Annotated in this window: 16 protein-coding genes; 6 read left to right on the forward strand and 10 right to left on the reverse strand. The window is 70.6% G+C overall.

Annotated elements, in window-relative coordinates:
• Positions 1-78 precede the first annotated feature (78 nt).
• The 3 genes from BLV96_RS21940 to BLV96_RS21950 all read right to left on the reverse strand — a co-directional run bounded on the left by BLV96_RS21940 (position 79) and on the right by BLV96_RS21950 (position 2,008).
• Positions 79-471 (reverse strand): SCO5389 family protein, encoded by a 393-nt coding sequence (locus BLV96_RS21940; RefSeq protein ID WP_086675997.1) that lies wholly within the window; start codon positions 469-471, stop codon positions 79-81.
• 92 nt (positions 472-563) lie between these two features.
• On the reverse strand, positions 564-1,298 hold the full coding sequence (locus BLV96_RS21945) for an ABC transporter permease (RefSeq protein ID WP_086675999.1): 735 nt from the start codon (positions 1,296-1,298) through the stop codon (positions 564-566).
• Positions 1,295-2,008, reverse strand: coding sequence for an ABC transporter ATP-binding protein (locus tag BLV96_RS21950; protein ID WP_086676001.1), 714 nt, complete (start codon positions 2,006-2,008; stop codon positions 1,295-1,297). Before BLV96_RS21950 ends, BLV96_RS21945 begins: the two co-directional genes overlap by 4 nt.
• 170 nt (positions 2,009-2,178) lie before the next feature.
• Between BLV96_RS21950 and BLV96_RS21955 the strand changes: the two genes are divergently transcribed.
• Complete coding sequence (locus BLV96_RS21955) at positions 2,179-3,999, forward strand: sensor histidine kinase (RefSeq protein ID WP_086676002.1); 1,821 nt, start codon at positions 2,179-2,181, stop codon at positions 3,997-3,999.
• On the forward strand, positions 3,939-4,595 hold the full coding sequence (locus BLV96_RS21960; protein WP_086676004.1) for a response regulator: 657 nt from the start codon (positions 3,939-3,941) through the stop codon (positions 4,593-4,595). Before BLV96_RS21955 ends, BLV96_RS21960 begins: the two co-directional genes overlap by 61 nt.
• Here the strand turns inward: BLV96_RS21960 and BLV96_RS21965 are convergent.
• Positions 4,592-5,911 carry an FAD-dependent oxidoreductase gene (locus BLV96_RS21965; RefSeq protein WP_086676006.1) on the reverse strand — a complete coding sequence of 440 codons (1,320 nt, stop codon included), beginning with the start codon at positions 5,909-5,911 and terminating at the stop codon, positions 4,592-4,594. The two genes, BLV96_RS21960 and BLV96_RS21965, sit on opposite strands and share 4 nt — an antisense overlap.
• A gap of 112 nt (positions 5,912-6,023) precedes the next feature.
• On the opposite strand from BLV96_RS21965, the gene BLV96_RS21970 reads away from it, so the two are divergent.
• The 4 genes from BLV96_RS21970 to BLV96_RS21985 all read left to right on the forward strand — a co-directional run bounded on the left by BLV96_RS21970 (position 6,024) and on the right by BLV96_RS21985 (position 8,503).
• On the forward strand, positions 6,024-6,668 hold the full coding sequence (locus BLV96_RS21970) for an aminodeoxychorismate/anthranilate synthase component II (RefSeq protein ID WP_086676007.1): 645 nt from the start codon (positions 6,024-6,026) through the stop codon (positions 6,666-6,668).
• Positions 6,665-7,456: an ABC transporter ATP-binding protein gene (locus tag BLV96_RS21975; protein WP_086676008.1), complete on the forward strand. Its 792-nt coding sequence runs from the start codon at positions 6,665-6,667 to the stop codon at positions 7,454-7,456. The genes BLV96_RS21970 and BLV96_RS21975 overlap by 4 nt, the downstream gene beginning before the upstream one ends.
• Complete coding sequence (locus BLV96_RS21980; RefSeq protein ID WP_086676009.1) at positions 7,444-8,085, forward strand: hypothetical protein; 642 nt, start codon at positions 7,444-7,446, stop codon at positions 8,083-8,085. Before BLV96_RS21975 ends, BLV96_RS21980 begins: the two co-directional genes overlap by 13 nt.
• A 100-nt stretch (positions 8,086-8,185) precedes the next feature.
• Positions 8,186-8,503 carry an effector-associated constant component EACC1 gene (locus BLV96_RS21985; protein ID WP_086676010.1) on the forward strand — a complete coding sequence of 106 codons (318 nt, stop codon included), beginning with the start codon at positions 8,186-8,188 and terminating at the stop codon, positions 8,501-8,503.
• A gap of 55 nt (positions 8,504-8,558) precedes the next feature.
• Here the strand turns inward: BLV96_RS21985 and pknB are convergent, their stop codons facing one another.
• The 6 genes from pknB to BLV96_RS22015 are packed head-to-tail and all read right to left on the reverse strand — an operon-like array spanning position 8,559 to position 16,672.
• Positions 8,559-10,523 (reverse strand): Stk1 family PASTA domain-containing Ser/Thr kinase, encoded by a 1,965-nt coding sequence (gene pknB, locus BLV96_RS21990; RefSeq protein ID WP_086676011.1) that lies wholly within the window; start codon positions 10,521-10,523, stop codon positions 8,559-8,561.
• The gene (locus tag BLV96_RS21995; protein ID WP_086676012.1) at positions 10,520-11,860 is read right to left on the reverse strand and encodes a serine/threonine-protein kinase; all 1,341 of its coding nucleotides are present in this window, start codon (positions 11,858-11,860) and stop codon (positions 10,520-10,522) included. The genes pknB and BLV96_RS21995 overlap by 4 nt, the downstream gene beginning before the upstream one ends.
• Positions 11,861-11,863: 3 nt before the next feature.
• On the reverse strand, positions 11,864-13,333 hold the full coding sequence (locus BLV96_RS22000) for a peptidoglycan D,D-transpeptidase FtsI family protein (protein ID WP_086676013.1): 1,470 nt from the start codon (positions 13,331-13,333) through the stop codon (positions 11,864-11,866).
• Complete coding sequence (locus BLV96_RS22005; protein ID WP_086676014.1) at positions 13,330-14,817, reverse strand: FtsW/RodA/SpoVE family cell cycle protein; 1,488 nt, start codon at positions 14,815-14,817, stop codon at positions 13,330-13,332. The genes BLV96_RS22000 and BLV96_RS22005 overlap by 4 nt, the downstream gene beginning before the upstream one ends.
• Positions 14,817-16,214, reverse strand: coding sequence for a PP2C family protein-serine/threonine phosphatase (locus BLV96_RS22010; RefSeq protein ID WP_086676015.1), 1,398 nt, complete (start codon positions 16,212-16,214; stop codon positions 14,817-14,819). The genes BLV96_RS22005 and BLV96_RS22010 overlap by 1 nt, the downstream gene beginning before the upstream one ends.
• Complete coding sequence (locus BLV96_RS22015; RefSeq protein WP_003079002.1) at positions 16,211-16,672, reverse strand: FHA domain-containing protein FhaB/FipA; 462 nt, start codon at positions 16,670-16,672, stop codon at positions 16,211-16,213. Before BLV96_RS22015 ends, BLV96_RS22010 begins: the two co-directional genes overlap by 4 nt.
• Between the last annotated feature and the right edge of the window lie 5 nt (positions 16,673-16,677).

A 16,677-nucleotide genomic window follows, 5' to 3' on the forward strand; every position in this document is an offset into this window, starting at 1 on the left:
TGGAGGCTTCCGGTACGCCGGAGGGCACTTTCGAGAACATCGCGCGGATCGGCACCGAAGTGCTGCCCGCGCTGCGGGCTAGCAGTCCCGCAGCTCCGGGCTCTGGTTGAGCAGCTGGCCGCGCGGTGAGACGAACGCGCGGTAGCGGTCACCGTCCACTTCGGACTTCTTGAACACCGCGATCCGGTGGCAGTTCTGGAAGGCCAGCTTGACGCCGAAGTGGCGCTCGAGGCCGCCGCGGATCGCGTCCGACGCCAGGGCCCGCAGCAGCTGGCCGCGGGCGGCCTCGCTCGGCGGCGGCGTCTCGTTGTCGGCGAACCCGTCCGCCGCGCCCTCGGCGTCGGCGATGACGCCGGTGATGACCTCCCAGGCGTACGGCAGGGATTCCTTGACGCAGGTGACGAACTCGGCGTCGGTGACCTCCCCGCGCTCGGCCTTCTCCAGCAGCGCGGGTGACACGTCCAGGGACATCGAACCTCCAAGTTGAGCAGGGCCACTCTCCTGGCTACCGGCCGGGCGACCCCGCCACAAGAGAAAACGATGATCATCACCAATATGGCGGATCACTCCCAGCGGAAGAGCTTGGCCGCCAACGCCGTGCCGATCACCGCGAACCCGGCGAGCACGAGCAGCTGCAGCGGCTGCACGCCGGTGCCGACCCAGGCGTCCTGCAGCGGCTGCGTGCCCGGCGGCAGGTAGTCGCCGACCCGCTGCAGGACCACCGGCAGCAACGCCCGCGGCAGGTACACGCCGCCGAAGAACATCGTCGGCACGAACGCGATCAGCGCGAACCCGCCCGCCGCCTTGGCCGTCCGGGCGACCGCGGCCGCCAGGAGGCCGAACGAAAACATCGAGACCGTGCCGAGCAGCAGCGTCAGCAGGAACAGCAGCGGGTGCTTCGGCAGCGGGACGTCGTAGACCGCGTTGGCGACCGCGAGCACCAGGCCGATGCCAGCCAGCGCGACCACGGCGTGGATCAGCAGCTGCGCGCCCAGCAGGTTGACCGGGTGCACCGGGGTCGTGGCCAGCCGGCGCAGCACGCCCTGCTCGCGGTAGGTCGCGACGGCGCCCGGGATCGACTGCAGCGCCAGCATCGCGAGGCTGACGACGATCAGCGACGGGACCCAGGCGTCGATGAACCGCGCGCCGCCGGTGGCCGGGCTGGGTTCCGTCATGCCCGGGATGGCGCCGACGGCCAGCAGCACCGCGGTCGGCAGCAGGAGCCCCGCGATGCCCATGACCGGCGTGCGGAGGAAGAGTTTCGCCTCGGTGGCGGTGATCTTGGCGAAGGTGTTCACAGCGTGCTCCTCGTGAGCGAGACGAACGCGTCGTCCAAAGTGGAGGCTCCGGCCGTTGCGCGGAGCTCGGCGGGCGTGCCGGTCGCGACCACGCGGCCGGCGTCGAAGATCGCGACGCGGTCGCAGAGCCGCTCGGCTTCGTCCATGAAGTGCGTGACCAGCAGGACGGTGACGCCGGCGGCGCGCACGCCTTCGACCAGCCGCCACGTTTCGCGGCGGGCGTGCGGGTCGAGCCCGGTGGTCAGCTCGTCGAGGATGGCCAGTTCGGGGTTGCCGACCAGCGCGAGCGCGATCGACACGCGCTGCTTCTGACCGCCGGAGAGCTTCCCGAAATAGCTGCGCGCGTGGTCGCGGAGGTCGAGCTGGTCCAGCAGGACGTCGACGTCGGCCGGGTCCGGGTAGAAGGAGGCGAACAGCTCCAGCGCCTCCCGCACCCGCAGCTTCGGCGGCAGCCGGCTTTCCTGCAGCTGCACGCCGACGCGGCGGGTCAGCGCGGCGCGGTCGGCCGCGGGGTCGAGGCCGAGCACGGAGATCGCCCCGCGGTCGGCGCGGCGGAGGCCCTGCAGGCATTCGACCGTGGTGGTCTTCCCGGCGCCGTTCGTGCCGAGGATGCCGAAGATCTCGCCGCGCTCGACGGTGAACGAAACGCCGTCGACCGCGACCCTGCTGCCGTAGCGCTTGTGGAGGCCGGTGACTTCGATGAGTGGCATGGCTACGAAGCTACGAATCTTCGCGGCCTCGCAGAATGACGCTGAATCCCCAGCTCAAGTAGGGTTTTGCTGACGCGGGGGTGGGTCTGGCCCCACCCCGGCCGGGGAGCTTCGGCCAGTGCGCGGACGCGGGCGGTCCGGCGATGATCCCGGGGGAAGGAGGTGCGGCGATGACGTACCTGCGAGCGCTCGGGCGGGCGGGCGCGCTGGCCGTGTTCGCGTTGCTCAGCTGGGTCGACGTGCTGGTCGAGCTGATCGCGTTCGCGCTGCTGTGCGTCGGGCTGGTCTTCTTCCTGGGCCCCGCGGTCGAATGGGCGCGCGGCCGGTCGAGGGTGGCGCGGACGCTGGCCGCGCGCTGGTGCGACGTCGAGATCGCGCCGCCGTACCGGCCCGAGCCGCCGGAACCGGTCCGCGAGCGCGACGGCTGGTACCGCGACGGCAACCAGCTCTACAAGCGCGCGTTCTGGATCCGCTGGCAGCACCGGCTGACGTGGGCGCTGGAGGATCCGGCGGCCGGGCGCGAGTTCACTTGGCAGCTGGTGAACCCGCTGGTCACGTTGCTGCTGCCGGTCGCCGTCCTGCTCGGCGGCTCCACCGTGCTGCGTGGCTACGGCCACTGGACGCGCTGGTGGCTCGGCCCCCGGCCGCCGGTCGAAGCCCGCAAGAACCGGCTGCACCGGCACGTCGAGGCGCTGGGTCACCAGGGTGGCATCTTCGCGCTTTCGGTGGTGCAGCTGATCTTCTCGCTGCCGCAGCTGGTCCTGATGGTCGGCTTCCCGCCGTTGGCGGTCCCGGTCGTCCTGTGGACCCGGTCGATCACGGACACGCTGCGCCGGGAGGCCGGGAACTGGACGGGCGTGCGGATCGCGCGGCCGTACCTGCCGCCGCCGGGGCTGCCGGTCCCGCGTCCCGACGGGCTCTACCAGGTCGGCAAGCAGTTGCACGAGGAGCCGTTCTGGCCGGTGCAGCACGCCCGCACGCGGTGGGTCCTGCGCGACCGCGCCACCTGGCGCGACCTCGCCGGCGCCGTGCTCGGCACGCTGGTTTCGTTCGTCCTGCTGCTGCCGTCGATCGCGCTTGTCACCCGCGGACTCCTCGGCCTCGTGACGCTCTGGGTTTGGCGGCCGTTCGTGTCGTCGCCGGTGACCTGGTGGCCGTTCCCAGAGGTCTCGACGCACCTCGGCGCGGCCGCGCAGACCCCGGTGGCGCTCGCGATGGTCGTCGCCGGCCTGGCCCCGGCGCCGTGGCTCGCGCGGCAGCAGGCGCGGTTCGCGCGCGTCTGGCTGGGACCGACGGAGGCGACCCGGCTCGCCGCGCGCGTCGAACGGCTGAAGCAGACCCGCACCGACGTCACGGTCACGCAGGCGGCGGAGCTGCGGCGGATCGAACGCGACCTGCACGACGGCATCCAGTCGCGGCTGGTCGCGATGGGGATGAAGCTCGGCGCGGTCGAGGCGCTCGTCGACACGGACCCGGCGGCGGCCAAACGGCTCGCGGCCGAGCTGCGGACGGCGTCGTCCGAGGCGTTGACCGAGCTGCGGGTGCTGATCCGCGGCATCCACCCGCCGGTGCTGTCCGAACGCGGGCTGCTCGACGCCGTGCGCGCGCTGGCCCTCGACAGCCCGCTGAAGACCGAGGTCACCGGCTCGCTGCCGGGCCGCGTCGAGGAGCCGGTCGAGGCGTGCACGTACTTCGCGGTGTCGGAACTGCTGGGCAACGCGGCGAAGCACGGCTCGAAGCGCGCGTCGATCGAGGTGGACTTCGCCGACGGCCAGCTGACGGTGGTGGTGACCGACGACGGCCCGGGCGGCGCCGTTCCCGCCCGCGGTTCGGGACTGCGCGGGATCGAGCGCCGGTTGGGGGCCTTCGACGGTAGGTTGACCCTGACCAGCCCGATCGGCGGGCCGACCAGGGCGATGGTGGAGATCACGTGTCAGCTCGACCGAGAACCGTCGTCGCCGAGGACCAGTACCTCCTCCGAGACGGCCTGACGCACCTGCTCGCCGCGCACGGCTTCGACGTCGTCGCGGCGGTCGGCAGCGGTCCCGAACTGGCGGCCGCCCTCCGCGAGCACCGTCCGGAAGTGTCCATTGTGGACGTCCGGATGCCGCCGACCAACACGGACGAAGGCCTGCAGGTCGCGTTGGCGGCACGTCGGGAAGTGCCGGGCTTGCCGATCTTGGTGCTGTCCCAGCACGTCGAGCAGCTCTACGCGCGCGAACTGCTCGCCGACGGCACCGGCGCGATCGGCTACCTCCTGAAGGACCGCGTGTTCAACGCCGACCAGTTCATCGACGCGGTCCGCCGCGTCGCGGCCGGCGGCACGGTGATGGACCCCGAGGTGATCGCGAAACTCGTGGCGGGCAACGCCTCCGACCCCCTCGCCGCCCTGACCCCACGCGAGCGCGAGGTCCTCGGCCTGATGGCGGAAGGGTGTTCGAACGCGGCGATCGCGTCCCGGCTGCACTTCAGCGAAGGCGCGGTCGGCAAGCACACGGCGAACATCTTCGCGAAGCTCGGCATCTCGGCTTCGGACGACACGAACCGCCGCGTGCTGGCCGTACTGGCGTACCTCGGTGCCGGCTAGCCGCGCGAAACCCGGGTCATCTCTTCGCGCTCCACGACCTTGATCCGCTCACGGCCGGCCGCGAGGCCCAGCGCCTTCTCGTGCGAGTCGAGCTTGCCCCAGCCTTCCCAGGTGGTGAACGGGATCCCGCGCGTGGCCAGGAAGTCGAGGATCGCGTCCGGGGAGTCGTACTTCGGGGCGGTCAGCGTGTCCGCGTCCGCCAGCAGGCTCGCGATCGTCTCCGCCGCGTCGCCCTTCGTGTGGCCGATCAGGCCGATCGGGCCGCGCTTGATCCAGCCCGTCACGTACACGCCCGGCAGCTGGTTCTCGTCCAGGTCCAGCACGCGGCCGGCCTGGTTCGGGACGACGCCGCCGACGTGGTCGAACGGGAGCTCCGGCAGATGTGACGACAGGTAGCCGACCGCGCGGTACACGGCCTGGACGTCCCAGTCGTGGAGCTCGCCGGTGCCGCGGACCGTGCCGTCGCCGGTCAGCTCGGTGCGTTCGGTGCGCAGGCCCGTCACGCGGCCGTCCTCGCCCAGGACTTCGGCCGGCGAGTGGAAGAAGTGCAGGTGCAGCCGCTTGGGACGCGATCCCGGCTCGCGGATCGCCCACTCCTGCAGCGTCTTCACGACCATGTCGATCTGCTTCGACGCGCGCAGGGCCGCGATGCTGCCGTCGTCGAACTCGATGTCCTCCGGGGACACGATGACCTCGACGTTCGGCGAGTGGTCCAGCTCGCGCAGCTCCAGCGGCGTGAACTTCGCCTGCGCCGGGCCGCGGCGGCCGAACACGTGGACGTCCGTGACCGGGCTCGTGCGAAGCCCCTGGTAGACGTTGTCCGGGATGTCCGTGGTCAGCAGCTCGTCGGCCGTCTTCGCGAGGATGCGGGCGACGTCGAGAGCGACGTTGCCGACACCGAGGACCGCGACCGAAGACGCGTCGAGCGGCCAGGTGCGAGGTACGTCCGGGTGGCCGTCGTACCAGGAGACGAAGTCCGCGGCGCCGTAGCTGCCGTCGAGGTCGATGCCCGGGATGTCGAGCGCGCGGTCGGCCGACGCGCCGGTCGAGAAGATGACCGCGTCGTAGAACTCGCGCAGCTCGTCGAGCTTGATGTCGGTGCCGTAGTCGATGTTGCCCAGCAGGCGGATGTTCGGCTTGTCGAGCACCTTGTGCAGGGCGGTCACGATGCCCTTGATGCGCGGGTGGTCGGGAGCGACGCCGTAGCGGATCAGCCCGAAGGGGGCCGGCATCCGCTCGAAGAGGTCGATCGTCACGTCGGCGTCGGACTTGTCCAGGATGTCGGCGGCGTAGATACCGGCGGGGCCAGCGCCCACGACGGCTACGCGAAGAGATCGAGTCACACCCTCCACGGTAAGTTAGGGTCACCTAACTAAAAATGTGATTTACCGTACGGTCCACCAGGTGGGAGCCGGTAAGCTCGGCGCCATGCGCGTTCTCGTCGTCGACAACTACGACAGCTTCGTCTACAACCTGGTCCAGTACCTGGCCCAGCTCGGCGCCGACTGCACGGTCTGGCGCAACGACGTCGTGGACCTCGACCGCGTGCCCGAGTTCGACGCCGTGCTCGTCTCGCCCGGCCCGGGAACGCCGGAACGCGCTGGTCAGAGCATGGATGTCATCCGCAAGTGCGCCGAGACGCGCACGCCGATGCTCGGCGTCTGCCTCGGCCACCAGGCGCTCGGCGTCGTCTACGGCGCGACCGTCGACCGCGCGCCCGAGCTGCTCCACGGCAAGACCAGCCAGGTCCGCCACACCGGCGCCGGTGTCCTCAAGGACCTGCCCGAGGAGTTCACGGCCACCCGGTACCACTCCTTGACCGTGCTGCCGCACACCATCGCCGACGACGTCTTCGAGGTCACCGGCCGCACCGAAACCGGCATCGTGATGGGCATGCGCCACCGCGAGCTGCCGCTGGAGGGCGTCCAGTTCCACCCGGAGTCCGTGCTCACCGAGGGCGGCCACCGGATGCTCGCGAACTGGCTGGCCGCGGCCGGCCACCCCGTCGACCCGGTCCGTGTCGACGAGCTCGAGCGCGCGACCAAGGCGCTCCAGAAGGCCGCTGTTGCGTGATCCGGCTCGCGGGGGTCGGCAAGCGGTACGGGCGTGGTGACTTCGTCCTGCGCGACGTCGACCTGAGCGTCGAGCCCGGGCACGTCGTCGGCGTCCTCGGCAGCAACGGCTCCGGCAAGTCGACGCTGCTGCGGATCATGGCCGGCGTCTCTCACGCGACCACCGGCACCGTGACGGGCACCCCGCGGATCGGCTACCTGCCCGACCGCTTCCCGGCCGGCCAGCGCATGGGCGCGCGGGCCTACCTGCGGCACATGGCGCGCGTCCGCGGTCTCACCGATCTCTCGGTGATCGACCCGCTGCTCGAACGGCTCGCGCTGGTCGGCGGCCCGACCGCGCCGCTGCGGACGCTGTCGAAGGGCAACGCGCAGAAAGTCGGGCTCGCGCAGGCCGTCATGGTGCGGCCCGACCTGCTGATCCTCGACGAGCCGTGGTCCGGGCTCGACGTCGGGACGCACGCGATCCTCGGCGAGCTCGTCGCCGAGACGCGGGCGCGCGGGGCGAGCGTCGTGTTCACCGACCACCGGCCGCAGGTGGTGCACGACCACGCCGACGTCGTGCACCTCATGACCGACGGCCGGCTCACGGCCGAGAGCGCCGAGCCGACCACGCGGATCGTGCTGCGCGGCGACGGCGCCGGCTGGGCGGCCGAGCCCGGCGTCCGGCACGCGGTCGTCGAAGGCCCGCAGGTGGTGCTGACCGTCGAAGTCGCCTCGGTGGACGCGGTGCTGCTGCGGGCGTTGAAGGACGGCTGGTCCGTGCGGGAGGTGGCGCCGTGCTCGCCCTGACCCGCTACTACCTCGCGCTGCTCGGCCATTCGCAGCGGTACCTGCCGGCGCTGCTGGCCTACCTCGCGTTGTGCGTGATCCTCTACGCCGACCCGCATTCGCCGCCGTTGCCGCTGTTCGGCGTGAGCGCCGGCGGGCTGCTCGTCGTGTCGTGCTGGCTGACGATCGCGCTGCTCGACATCGAGGACCCGGTGCAGCGGCTGGTGACCTTGAGCCACGCGCGGCAGTGGCGGCGGATGATCACCGGCGCGATCTTCACCGTGCTGGCCTGCGCCGCGGTGCTGACGGTGATCACCGAGGTGTGGTCGGCGATCAAGTCGTTCAAGGTCCAGCCGGCCGCGCTGGGCATCGGGCTGCTCGCCCACCTCGCGTGCGCACTGCTGGGCATCGCGATCGCGCTGCCGTGCTCGCGGCTGCTGGTGCAGCGGATCGGCTGGACGGTGCTCGCCGCCGTCGTCACGCTGATCGTCGTGCTGCTGGCGAAGATCCCGCTGGTCCACCCGCTGCTGCACGCCCTGACCGACGACGAACCGGTCGGCGGCCCGCTCGTGCTGGCGCTCGTGACGTCCGTGGTGGTGCTGGCCGCCAGCTTCGCCGTCGTGTCGCGGCTCGTGCAGCGCCGTTCCTGAGTGCAATTTGCAATATTCAAATTCCCGGCCAGGGTATCGGCGGGTGCTCGGCGCCGACTAGTGTTCGGGTCCTCTCCGATTCCGGGCGAAGGGAGAACGGGTGACGGCGGGGATCGTCGCGATCACCGGGCCAGACTCCGAAGGCGAGCTCCGGGAGCTCGCCGCCTGGCTGCGCGGCGAGGACGAGCTCCGCGGCCGCGTCCAGCTGTTCGACGCCGTCGTCGTCGGGGTCACCAGCAATTCGGCCGGTGTCTTCTGCCGGTCGCTGATCGCGTGGTTGCGGCGGTGCCGCGAAGGCCGCGTTTCCCTGAAGGTCAAACGTTCCGGCGCGGCCGAAGAACTGGAGCTCGACTGCGGTCCCGCGAGTGACGCCGAGCAAGTGCTCGGCGCCGTCCGCGGCTTCCTCGACAAAGCCTGAAGAAACGAAAAGGCCCGCACGGCGAACCGTGCGGGCCTTCATCGTGGAGATCGGATCAGGGGGTACCGCCGGTCGACGTCGGGAACAACGGGCCCTCGGACACCGAGACCGTGATGTTCTGGTCCTTGTCGATCTGCTGTCCCGGATTCACGCTCTGCTTGGTGACCGTGCCTTCGGGCTTGTTGCTGGTCCGGTCGGACTGCTCCCGCAGGTCACCGGTCCAGCCCATGCTCTGGAGCTTCGCCTTGGCGTCCTCGGCCGTCATGCCGACCAGCTGCGGCATCTCGATCTTGTTGTCCGGCTGGCCCGTCGACACGGTCAGCGTGATCTGGCTGCCGACCGGCACCGAACCACCGACCGGGATCTGCTGGATGACCTGGTCCTTCGGCTGGTCGGACTGCTGGTCCACCCGCTTCACGGTGAACCCGAGGCCGGTGAGCGTGGAGTTGGCGTCGCTGAAGGACTTGCCGATCACGCTCGGGACCTGCTTCTGCTGCTTGCCCTTGCCGATCGAGATGGACACGCTCGTGCCCTGCTGAACCTGGTTGCCCGCCTGCGGGTTCTGGCTGACGACCTTGCCGACCTGGTCCTGGTCGGTGACGTCGACCTCCTGCACCGTCTGGTTCAGGGTGAGGCCGGCTTCCTTCAGCTTCGCCTCGGCGTCGTCCTTGCTCAGGTCCTTCAGATCCGGCACGGCGACCTTGCCCGGTGGGACACCGATCGTCAGCGTGATCTGGGCCGTGGTCGCGACCGGCGTGCCGACGTCGGGAGTGATCGCGATGACCTGGTTGATCTGGTCGGTGGTGCACGGTGTGTTGCCACTCGCGTCGGGCACCCCGCAGATCTGCGTCTTGTTCGGCGCGAAGTTGTTGAAGCCCTTTTCGCGCAGGGCGCCGCGGGCCGCCGGCTCCGTCTGCCCCTTGACGTCCGGGATCGCCACCGTGCCGGTCTCGTCCCCGCCGCCGCTCTTGAAGGAGCCCGACAGCCACATGATCAGCAGCACCGCGCCCAGCACGAACACCGCGGCCAGCGCGGCCAGGATCGTGCGGCGGCGGCGCTTGGCCTTCGGGTCCTCGTCGTCCGCAGCGTCGTACTCCTCGTAGCGCTGCGGCTGCCGCCGGTCGGCGTTCATGACCTGCGTGCGCTCGTCCTCGGACATCACCATCGGCGCCGCCGGACGCTGGCCCGAAAGCGTCCGGACCAGGTCCGAGCGCATCTCCGCCGCCGACTGGTAGCGGTTCGCCGGGCCCTTGGCCAGCGCCTTCAGCACGACGGCGTCGAGCTCGGGCGCCACCGCCGGGTTCACCGACGACGGCGGGTTCGGGTCCTCCCGGACGTGCTGGTAGGCCACCGCGACCGGGGAGTCCCCGGTGAACGGCGGCTCGCCGGTGATCAGCTCGTAGAGCACGCAACCGGCGGCGTAGACGTCGGAACGGGCATCGACCGACTCGCCGCGGGCCTGCTCCGGCGACAGGTACTGCGCCGTGCCGATCACCGCGGCGGTCTGGGTCATCGCGGACTGGCCGTCGTGCATCGCCCGCGCAATGCCGAAGTCCATCACCTTGACCGCGCCGTTCTTCGTGATCATCACGTTGGCCGGCTTGACGTCGCGGTGCACGATGCCGTGGCGGTGGGAGAAGTCGAGCGCCGCGCAGACGTCGGCCATGACCTCCATGGCCCGCTTCTGCGACATCGGGCCCTCGGTCTTGACGATGTCCCGCAGCGTCCGGCCTTCGACGTACTCCATGACGATGTACGGCAGCGGGCCGAACTCGGTGTTGGCCTCACCCGTGTCGTAGACCGCGACGATCGCCGGGTGGTTCAGCGCGGCGGCGTTCTGCGCTTCGCGGCGGAAGCGCTCCTGGAACTGCGGGTCCCTGGCGAGGTCGGCACGGAGGATCTTGATCGCGACTTCCCGGCCGAGACGCACGTCGTGGCCGTGATGGACCTCGGACATGCCTCCGTAGCCGAGCGTTTCGCCCAGCTCGTACCGGTTGGAGAGCAGTCTGGGTGTGCTCATCTCTGGGTGCCGTTCCATTCCGTCCAAGGTGCGGTCATGATGCCTTGCTGGCCATCGTCGGTCGTTCCGGGAGATTCCGCCGGTATCGCGCTCGACACGGGCGGTTCCTCCGCGGGCGGCTGTCTGCCCGGGACCACCTGGCTCTGCGTCTGGCCGGTGTGCGGTGGCGAGCCCGAGCTGCCGATCATCTTCGCGACGAGGACGATCGCCGCCACCAGGACAACGAGCAGGATGGCCGCGAGGAGCGCCCACCAGCCCCACTGGGACTTCTTCCGCGGCGCCGGCACCATCGCCGGACGCAGCACGGGCCGTGACGGCGGGCCGATGGCGACCATCGGGTTCACCGCCGGCGACTGCGGGCCCACCGGCATGTGCTGCTGCTGCGGCGGCACCGGCTGCTGCGGAACCGGTTGCTGCACCGGCTGTTGCTGCTGCGGTTGCGGCACCACCGGCTGCTGGCCCGTCGAGTAGCTGGCGTTGACCAGACCGCGCGGCGTCGGCAGCGGCAGCCCGGCGCGGACCGCGGCGACGGCGGCCGCGAACTCGCCGCCGCTGTTGTAGCGCTGCCGCGGGTCCTTCACCAGCGTCGCCTCGATCACCGCGCGCGCGGCGGGCGGGACGTCCGGCGGCAGCGGCGGCGCGATGTCGCGGATGTGCATCATCGCGACCGTCACGGCGTTCTCGGACAGGAACGGCCGGTGCCCGGCGAGGCATTCGTAACCGCACACGGCCAGCGAGTAGACGTCGGACGCCGGCTCGGCCGGGTGCCCGAGCGCCTGCTCCGGCGCGATGTAGTGCGCCGTGCCCATGACCATGCCGGACCGGGTGACCGGCGCGGCGTCGGCCGCCTTGGCCACGCCGAAGTCGGTGATCTTCACCTGCCCGGCCGAGGTCACCAGGATGTTGCCCGGCTTGACGTCGCGGTGCACCAGACCCTGTTCGTGCGCGGCCTGCAGCGCGTTGCCCGCCTGCTCGAGCATGTCGAGCGTGAACTCCGCCGACAGCCGACCGTGCTTGGCCAGCAACCCGGCCAGCGGGTCGCCGTCGACGAGTTCCATCACCAGGTAAGCGATCGAGAGGTCACCGTCGAAGACGGTCTCGCCGTAGTCGTGCACCGCGGCGATGCCGGGGTGGTTGAGCGACGCCGTCATCCGCGCTTCGGTGCGGAAGCGGTGGAGGAACTCGGCGTCGCCGGAGAGTTCGGCCTTGAGGATCTTGACGGCCACGGTCCGGTCCAGCCGGGTGTCGCTGGCCTGCCAGACCTCGCCCATCCCGCCGACGGCGATCCGGCTCGTCAGCTTGTACCTCTCGGCCAGCAGCTGGCCCGAGGACAGCATCCGCTATCCACCCCCGAGCTTGGCGTTGATCGCGGCGCGGCCGATCTCCGACGCGACCTTGCCGCCGGTCGCCGCGAGGCCGCGGTCGCCGCCGTCTTCGACGATCACGGCGACCGCGATCTGCGGGTCGTTGGCCGGGGCGAAGGCGGTGTACCAGGCGTGCGGCGCGGTGTTCTTGGAGTCCGTGCCGTGCTCGGCGGTACCGGTCTTCGACGCGATCTGGATGTCCGGGCGCTTGCCGCCGCCCGCGGTGAAGCCTTCCGAAGCGATCATCATGTCCTTGAGGATCGCGGCGTTCGACGACGACAGCGCCGGGGTGCCGGTGAGTTCGGTGGGGCTGTAGTCCTCGATGGTCGACAGGTCCGGGGCCAGCACCGACTGCACCAGCTGCGGTTTCATCGCCATCCCGCCGTTGGCCACGGTGGCCGCGAGCAGGCAGTCCTGCAGCGGGGTGATGCGGACGTCGCGCTGGCCGATGCCGCTCTGGTAGAGCGCGCCCTGCGAGTCGAGCGGGCCGACGGTCGACGGCGCGACCTTCATCGGCACGGTCAGGTCGGTCTGCCCGATGCCGAAGTTCGCCGCCGTCTTCTTCATCTTGTCGGCGCCGAGCTGGCCGGCGAACTCCGCGAACGGCACGTTGCACGAGTGCGCGAGCGCGTCCTTGAACGTGGTTCCCGGGCAGGCCGAGCCGGCGTAGTTCTCCAGCGTGACGTTCGTGCCGGGGAGCTTCGTGTTCGGCGCCGGGTTGACCGGGGTGTCCGGGCCCTTGCCGTCCTCGAGCGCGGCCGCCGCGGTGACCAGCTTGAACGTCGACCCCGGCGGGTAGGTCTCCGAGATCGCCCGGTTCAGCATCGGGTTCTTCGGGTCCTTGACGTAGGAGTTCCAGGCGTCGGTCTGCGCCTTCGACGTGTGCGACGCCAGCTTGTTCGGGTCGTACGACGGCGTCGAGACCATCGCCAGGATCCGGCCGGTCTTCGGCTCCATCGCGACGACGGCGCCGGTGTACCCGCGCTGCGTCATCAGGTCGTAGGTGGCCTTCTGCACGGCCGGGTCGATGGTCAGCCGGACGTTGCCGCCGCTCGGGTCGCGGCCGGTGACCATGTCCGAGAGCCGCCGCACGAACAGCCGCGGGTCGGAGCCGTTGAGGACGTCGTCCTCGGACCGCTCGAGGCCGCCGGAGCCGTAGTTGATCGAGTAGTAGCCGGTGACCGGCGCGTACATCGGCCCGTCGACGTAGGACCGGATGTACTTGTACTTGTCGTTCGACGGGTCGACCTTCGCCAGCACCTCGCCGTTGGCCTGCGACACGATCTGGCCGCGGCGGCGGGCGAACTCGTCGTAGAGCACGCGCGCGTTGCGGGAGTCGGTGCGGTAGTCGTCGGCCTTCACGACCTGGATGTAGGTCGCGTTGGCCAGCAGCAGGACGACCATGACGAGCATCGTCATGCCGACCTTGCGCAGCGGGGTGTTCATGCCTGCTGACCCCCGTCCGCCGGCGGACGCTGGACGAGCACGGTGTGCGCTTCGGCGATCGGCGCCTGCTGCTGGGGCTGCGGCTTCGGCCGGGCGGCGGGCCGCCGGGCCGCGTCGGAGACGCGGAGCAGCAGGGCGACGAGGATGTAGTTCGCCAGCAGCGACGAACCACCCTTGGACAGGAACGGGGCGGTGATACCGGTCTCCGGGATGAGCTTCGTGACCCCGCCGACGACGACGAAGATCTGCATGACCATGGTGAACGCGAGCCCGCCGCCGAGCAGCTTGCCGAACGTGTCGCGCACGGCGAGCGCGCTGCGCATGCCGCGCATGGCGAGCAGCAGGTACAGCATCAGCACGGCGGCCAGGCCGATGAAGCCGAGCTCCTCGCCGATCGCCGCGGTGATGAAGTCGGTGTTCGCCTCCGGGACCATGTCCGGGCGGCCGGCGCCGAGCCCGGTGCCGCCGATCCCGCCGGTGCCGAGCCCGAACAGGCCCTGCGCGATCTGGTAGCCGCCGCCCGCCTTGTCGTACGTCGCCAGCGGGTCGAGCCAGTTGGCCACGCGCTGCTGGACGTGCGTGAAGAGGTTGTAGGCGATCAGGCAGCCGCCGACGAAGAAGCTCAGGCCCAGGACGACCCAGATGATCCGCTCGGTCGCCACGTACAGCATCATCAGGATGACGCTGAAGAACAGCAGCGACGTGCCGAGGTCCTTTTCGAACACCAGGATGCCGATGCAGGCGACCGCGGCGATGAGGATCGGGCCGAGGTCACGCGCGCGCGGCAGCTCGACGCCGAGGAACTTCTTGCCCGCCACCATGAACAGGTCGCGCTTCGACACCAGGAACGAGGCGAAGAAGACCATCAGCAGGATCTTCGCGAACTCGCCCGGCTGGATCGAGAACCCCGGCAGCTTCAGCCACACCTTGGCGCCGTTGACCTCGGACAGGCTCGACGGCAGCAGCGCGGGCAGCGCCAGCGCGACGATCCCGATCAGGCCCGCGGTGTAGCCGTAGCGGGTCAGCGTGCGGTGGTCGTTGACGATGACCAGCACGGCGACGAAGAACCCGAGCGAGATGACGGTGAACAGCACCTGCGCCGTCACGGCGGGGGTGTAGTCCTTCCCGTTCTGCACGGCCTTTTCGGCGAGCGCCAGGTCGATCCGGTGGATCATCACCAGGCCGATGCCGTTCAGCAGCGCGACGCAGGGGAGCAGCACCGGGTCCGCGTACGGCGCCCAACGGCGCACGGCCAGGTGCGCCGCGGCGAAGATCGCGAGGTACGCGAGACCGAGCCAGACGATCGACCAGGTCAGCTCCTGCTCCTGGTTCGCTTCGACCAGCACCAGGGCGATGGTGACGATGAACGCGGCGAACCCCAGCAGCACCAGCTCGGTGTTGCGGCGGGTCGGGACCTCGCGCGGCGGGTTCGTCTGGAACTGCGCGGCGAGCGGTTCGGCGGCGCGCGCGGCGGGCTGGCTCATCAGTTACCGCCTCCCGTCGTCGGTGCCGTCGAACTCGGCGTCGAGCAGTCCCTCCCCGCTGGCTGGTTCGCCGACGACGGAGCAGTGGAGCCGGCCGGAGCCGACGGCGTGGACGTCGGCGTGACCGTGGGGGTCGGCGTCGTGGACGGCTGGCCGCCCGCCGGCGCGCAGTTGTTCAGGCGCTTGTGCAGCTGCAGGAAGTCGTCGATGTACTTCCGGGCGTCGTCGAGGCTGTCCTTCTTGACGCCGTTCTGCACCGCCAGCCGCGCGTCTTCCTGGAGCTGGTCGACGCGCAGCTTGTCCGTGCACACCTGGTTCGGCGGGCACGAGCCCTGCTCGTAGGTGTGCAGGTCGATGCCGAGGATGCTGCCGGGGACGCCGCGGTAGATCACGACTTCCTGGTCCGCACCTTCGCCGACATAGTACTGACTCAGGACGAAGTAGCGGGTGGCGATGGCGGCCGCGGCGAGCACGACGAGCACCACCAGCGCGCCGGCGAGCCAGCGGAACCGCTTCCGGCGCTTGGCTTTCGGATCTTCGCTCGGCTGCGGCAGCTCGGGACGCGGCTGCGGCGGTGGCTGGGTCAGCGCCCGCGCGCGGGCCGCCGGCGAGTCGCCCTGGTGCCGTTCGTCGCTGCCGTCCCCGGCGGCGCCGCCCACGATGGGCGCGTCCTCGCCGAAGTCGACGTCGACCACGTCGGCGATGATCACCGTGACGTTGTCGGTGCCGCCGCCCTTGAGCGCCAGCTCGATCATCCGGTCCGCGCACTGCTGCGGGTCCGGGATCTGCACGGCTTCGGCCAGCGTCTCGTCGCTGACCATGCCGGACAGGCCGTCCGAGCAGATCAGGTACCGGTCGCCGGAGCGGGCTTCGCGCACGGTCAGGCTCGGCTCGACCTCGTGGCCGGTCAGCGCCTTCAGCAGCAGTGACCGCTGCGGGTGCACCGCGGCTTCTTCGGGCGTGATCCGGCCCTGCTCGAGCAGCTCGTTGACGAAGCTGTCGTCGCGGGTGATCTGCGCGAACTGGCCGCCGCGCAGGAGGTACGCGCGCGAGTCGCCGACGTGCACCAGGCCGAGCCGGTTGCCGGCGAAGAGAACGGCGGTGAGCGTGGTGCCCATGCCGTCGAGGTCGGGGTCCTGCGAGACGAGTTCGGCGATGGCGGCGTTGCCGTTCGCCACCGCTTCGCGCAACTGCGCGAGGAGGTCGTCACCCGGCTCGTCGTCGTCGAGTGGCGCGAGCGAGGCGATGACGACCTTGCTGGCCACCTCACCCGCCGCGTGACCACCCATACCGTCGGCGAGCGCGAGCAGGCGAGGGCCGGCGTACACGGAGTCCTGGTTGCTCGAACGCACCAGGCCCCGGTCGCTGCGGGCTGCGTAGCGGAGGACGAGAGTCATGGGCGAAGCTCGATCACCGTCTTGCCGATCCGGATGGGGACTCCGAGCGGGACCCGGAGGGGTGCAGTGACCTTAGCCCGGTCGAGATACGTCCCGTTCGTCGAGCCCAGATCTTCCACGTACCAGTCCTCGCCGCGCTGGGCGATCCGCGCGTGCCGGGTCGACGCGTAGTCGTCGTCGAGCACCAACGTGGAGTCGTCGGCCCGGCCGATGAGGATCGGCCGGCCGTCCAGCGCGATGCGCGTCCCCGCCAGCGCGCCGTGGGTCACGAGCAGCTGCTGCGGGGACTTGCTGTTGCGCGGCTTCTTCTCCTTCTTGCGCCCGAAGGTCGGTACCTGGACGCGCATGCCCGACGCCGCGTAGAGGTCCGAGCGGACGACTCTGAGCGCGGCGAACACGAAGAGCCAGAGCAGCACGAGGAAGCCCACCCTGGTGAGTTGTACGACCAGCTCTGGCACTTGGT

This window comes from Amycolatopsis pretoriensis (assembly GCF_900107925.1).
Taxonomy (GTDB): domain Bacteria; phylum Actinomycetota; class Actinomycetes; order Mycobacteriales; family Pseudonocardiaceae; genus Amycolatopsis; species Amycolatopsis pretoriensis.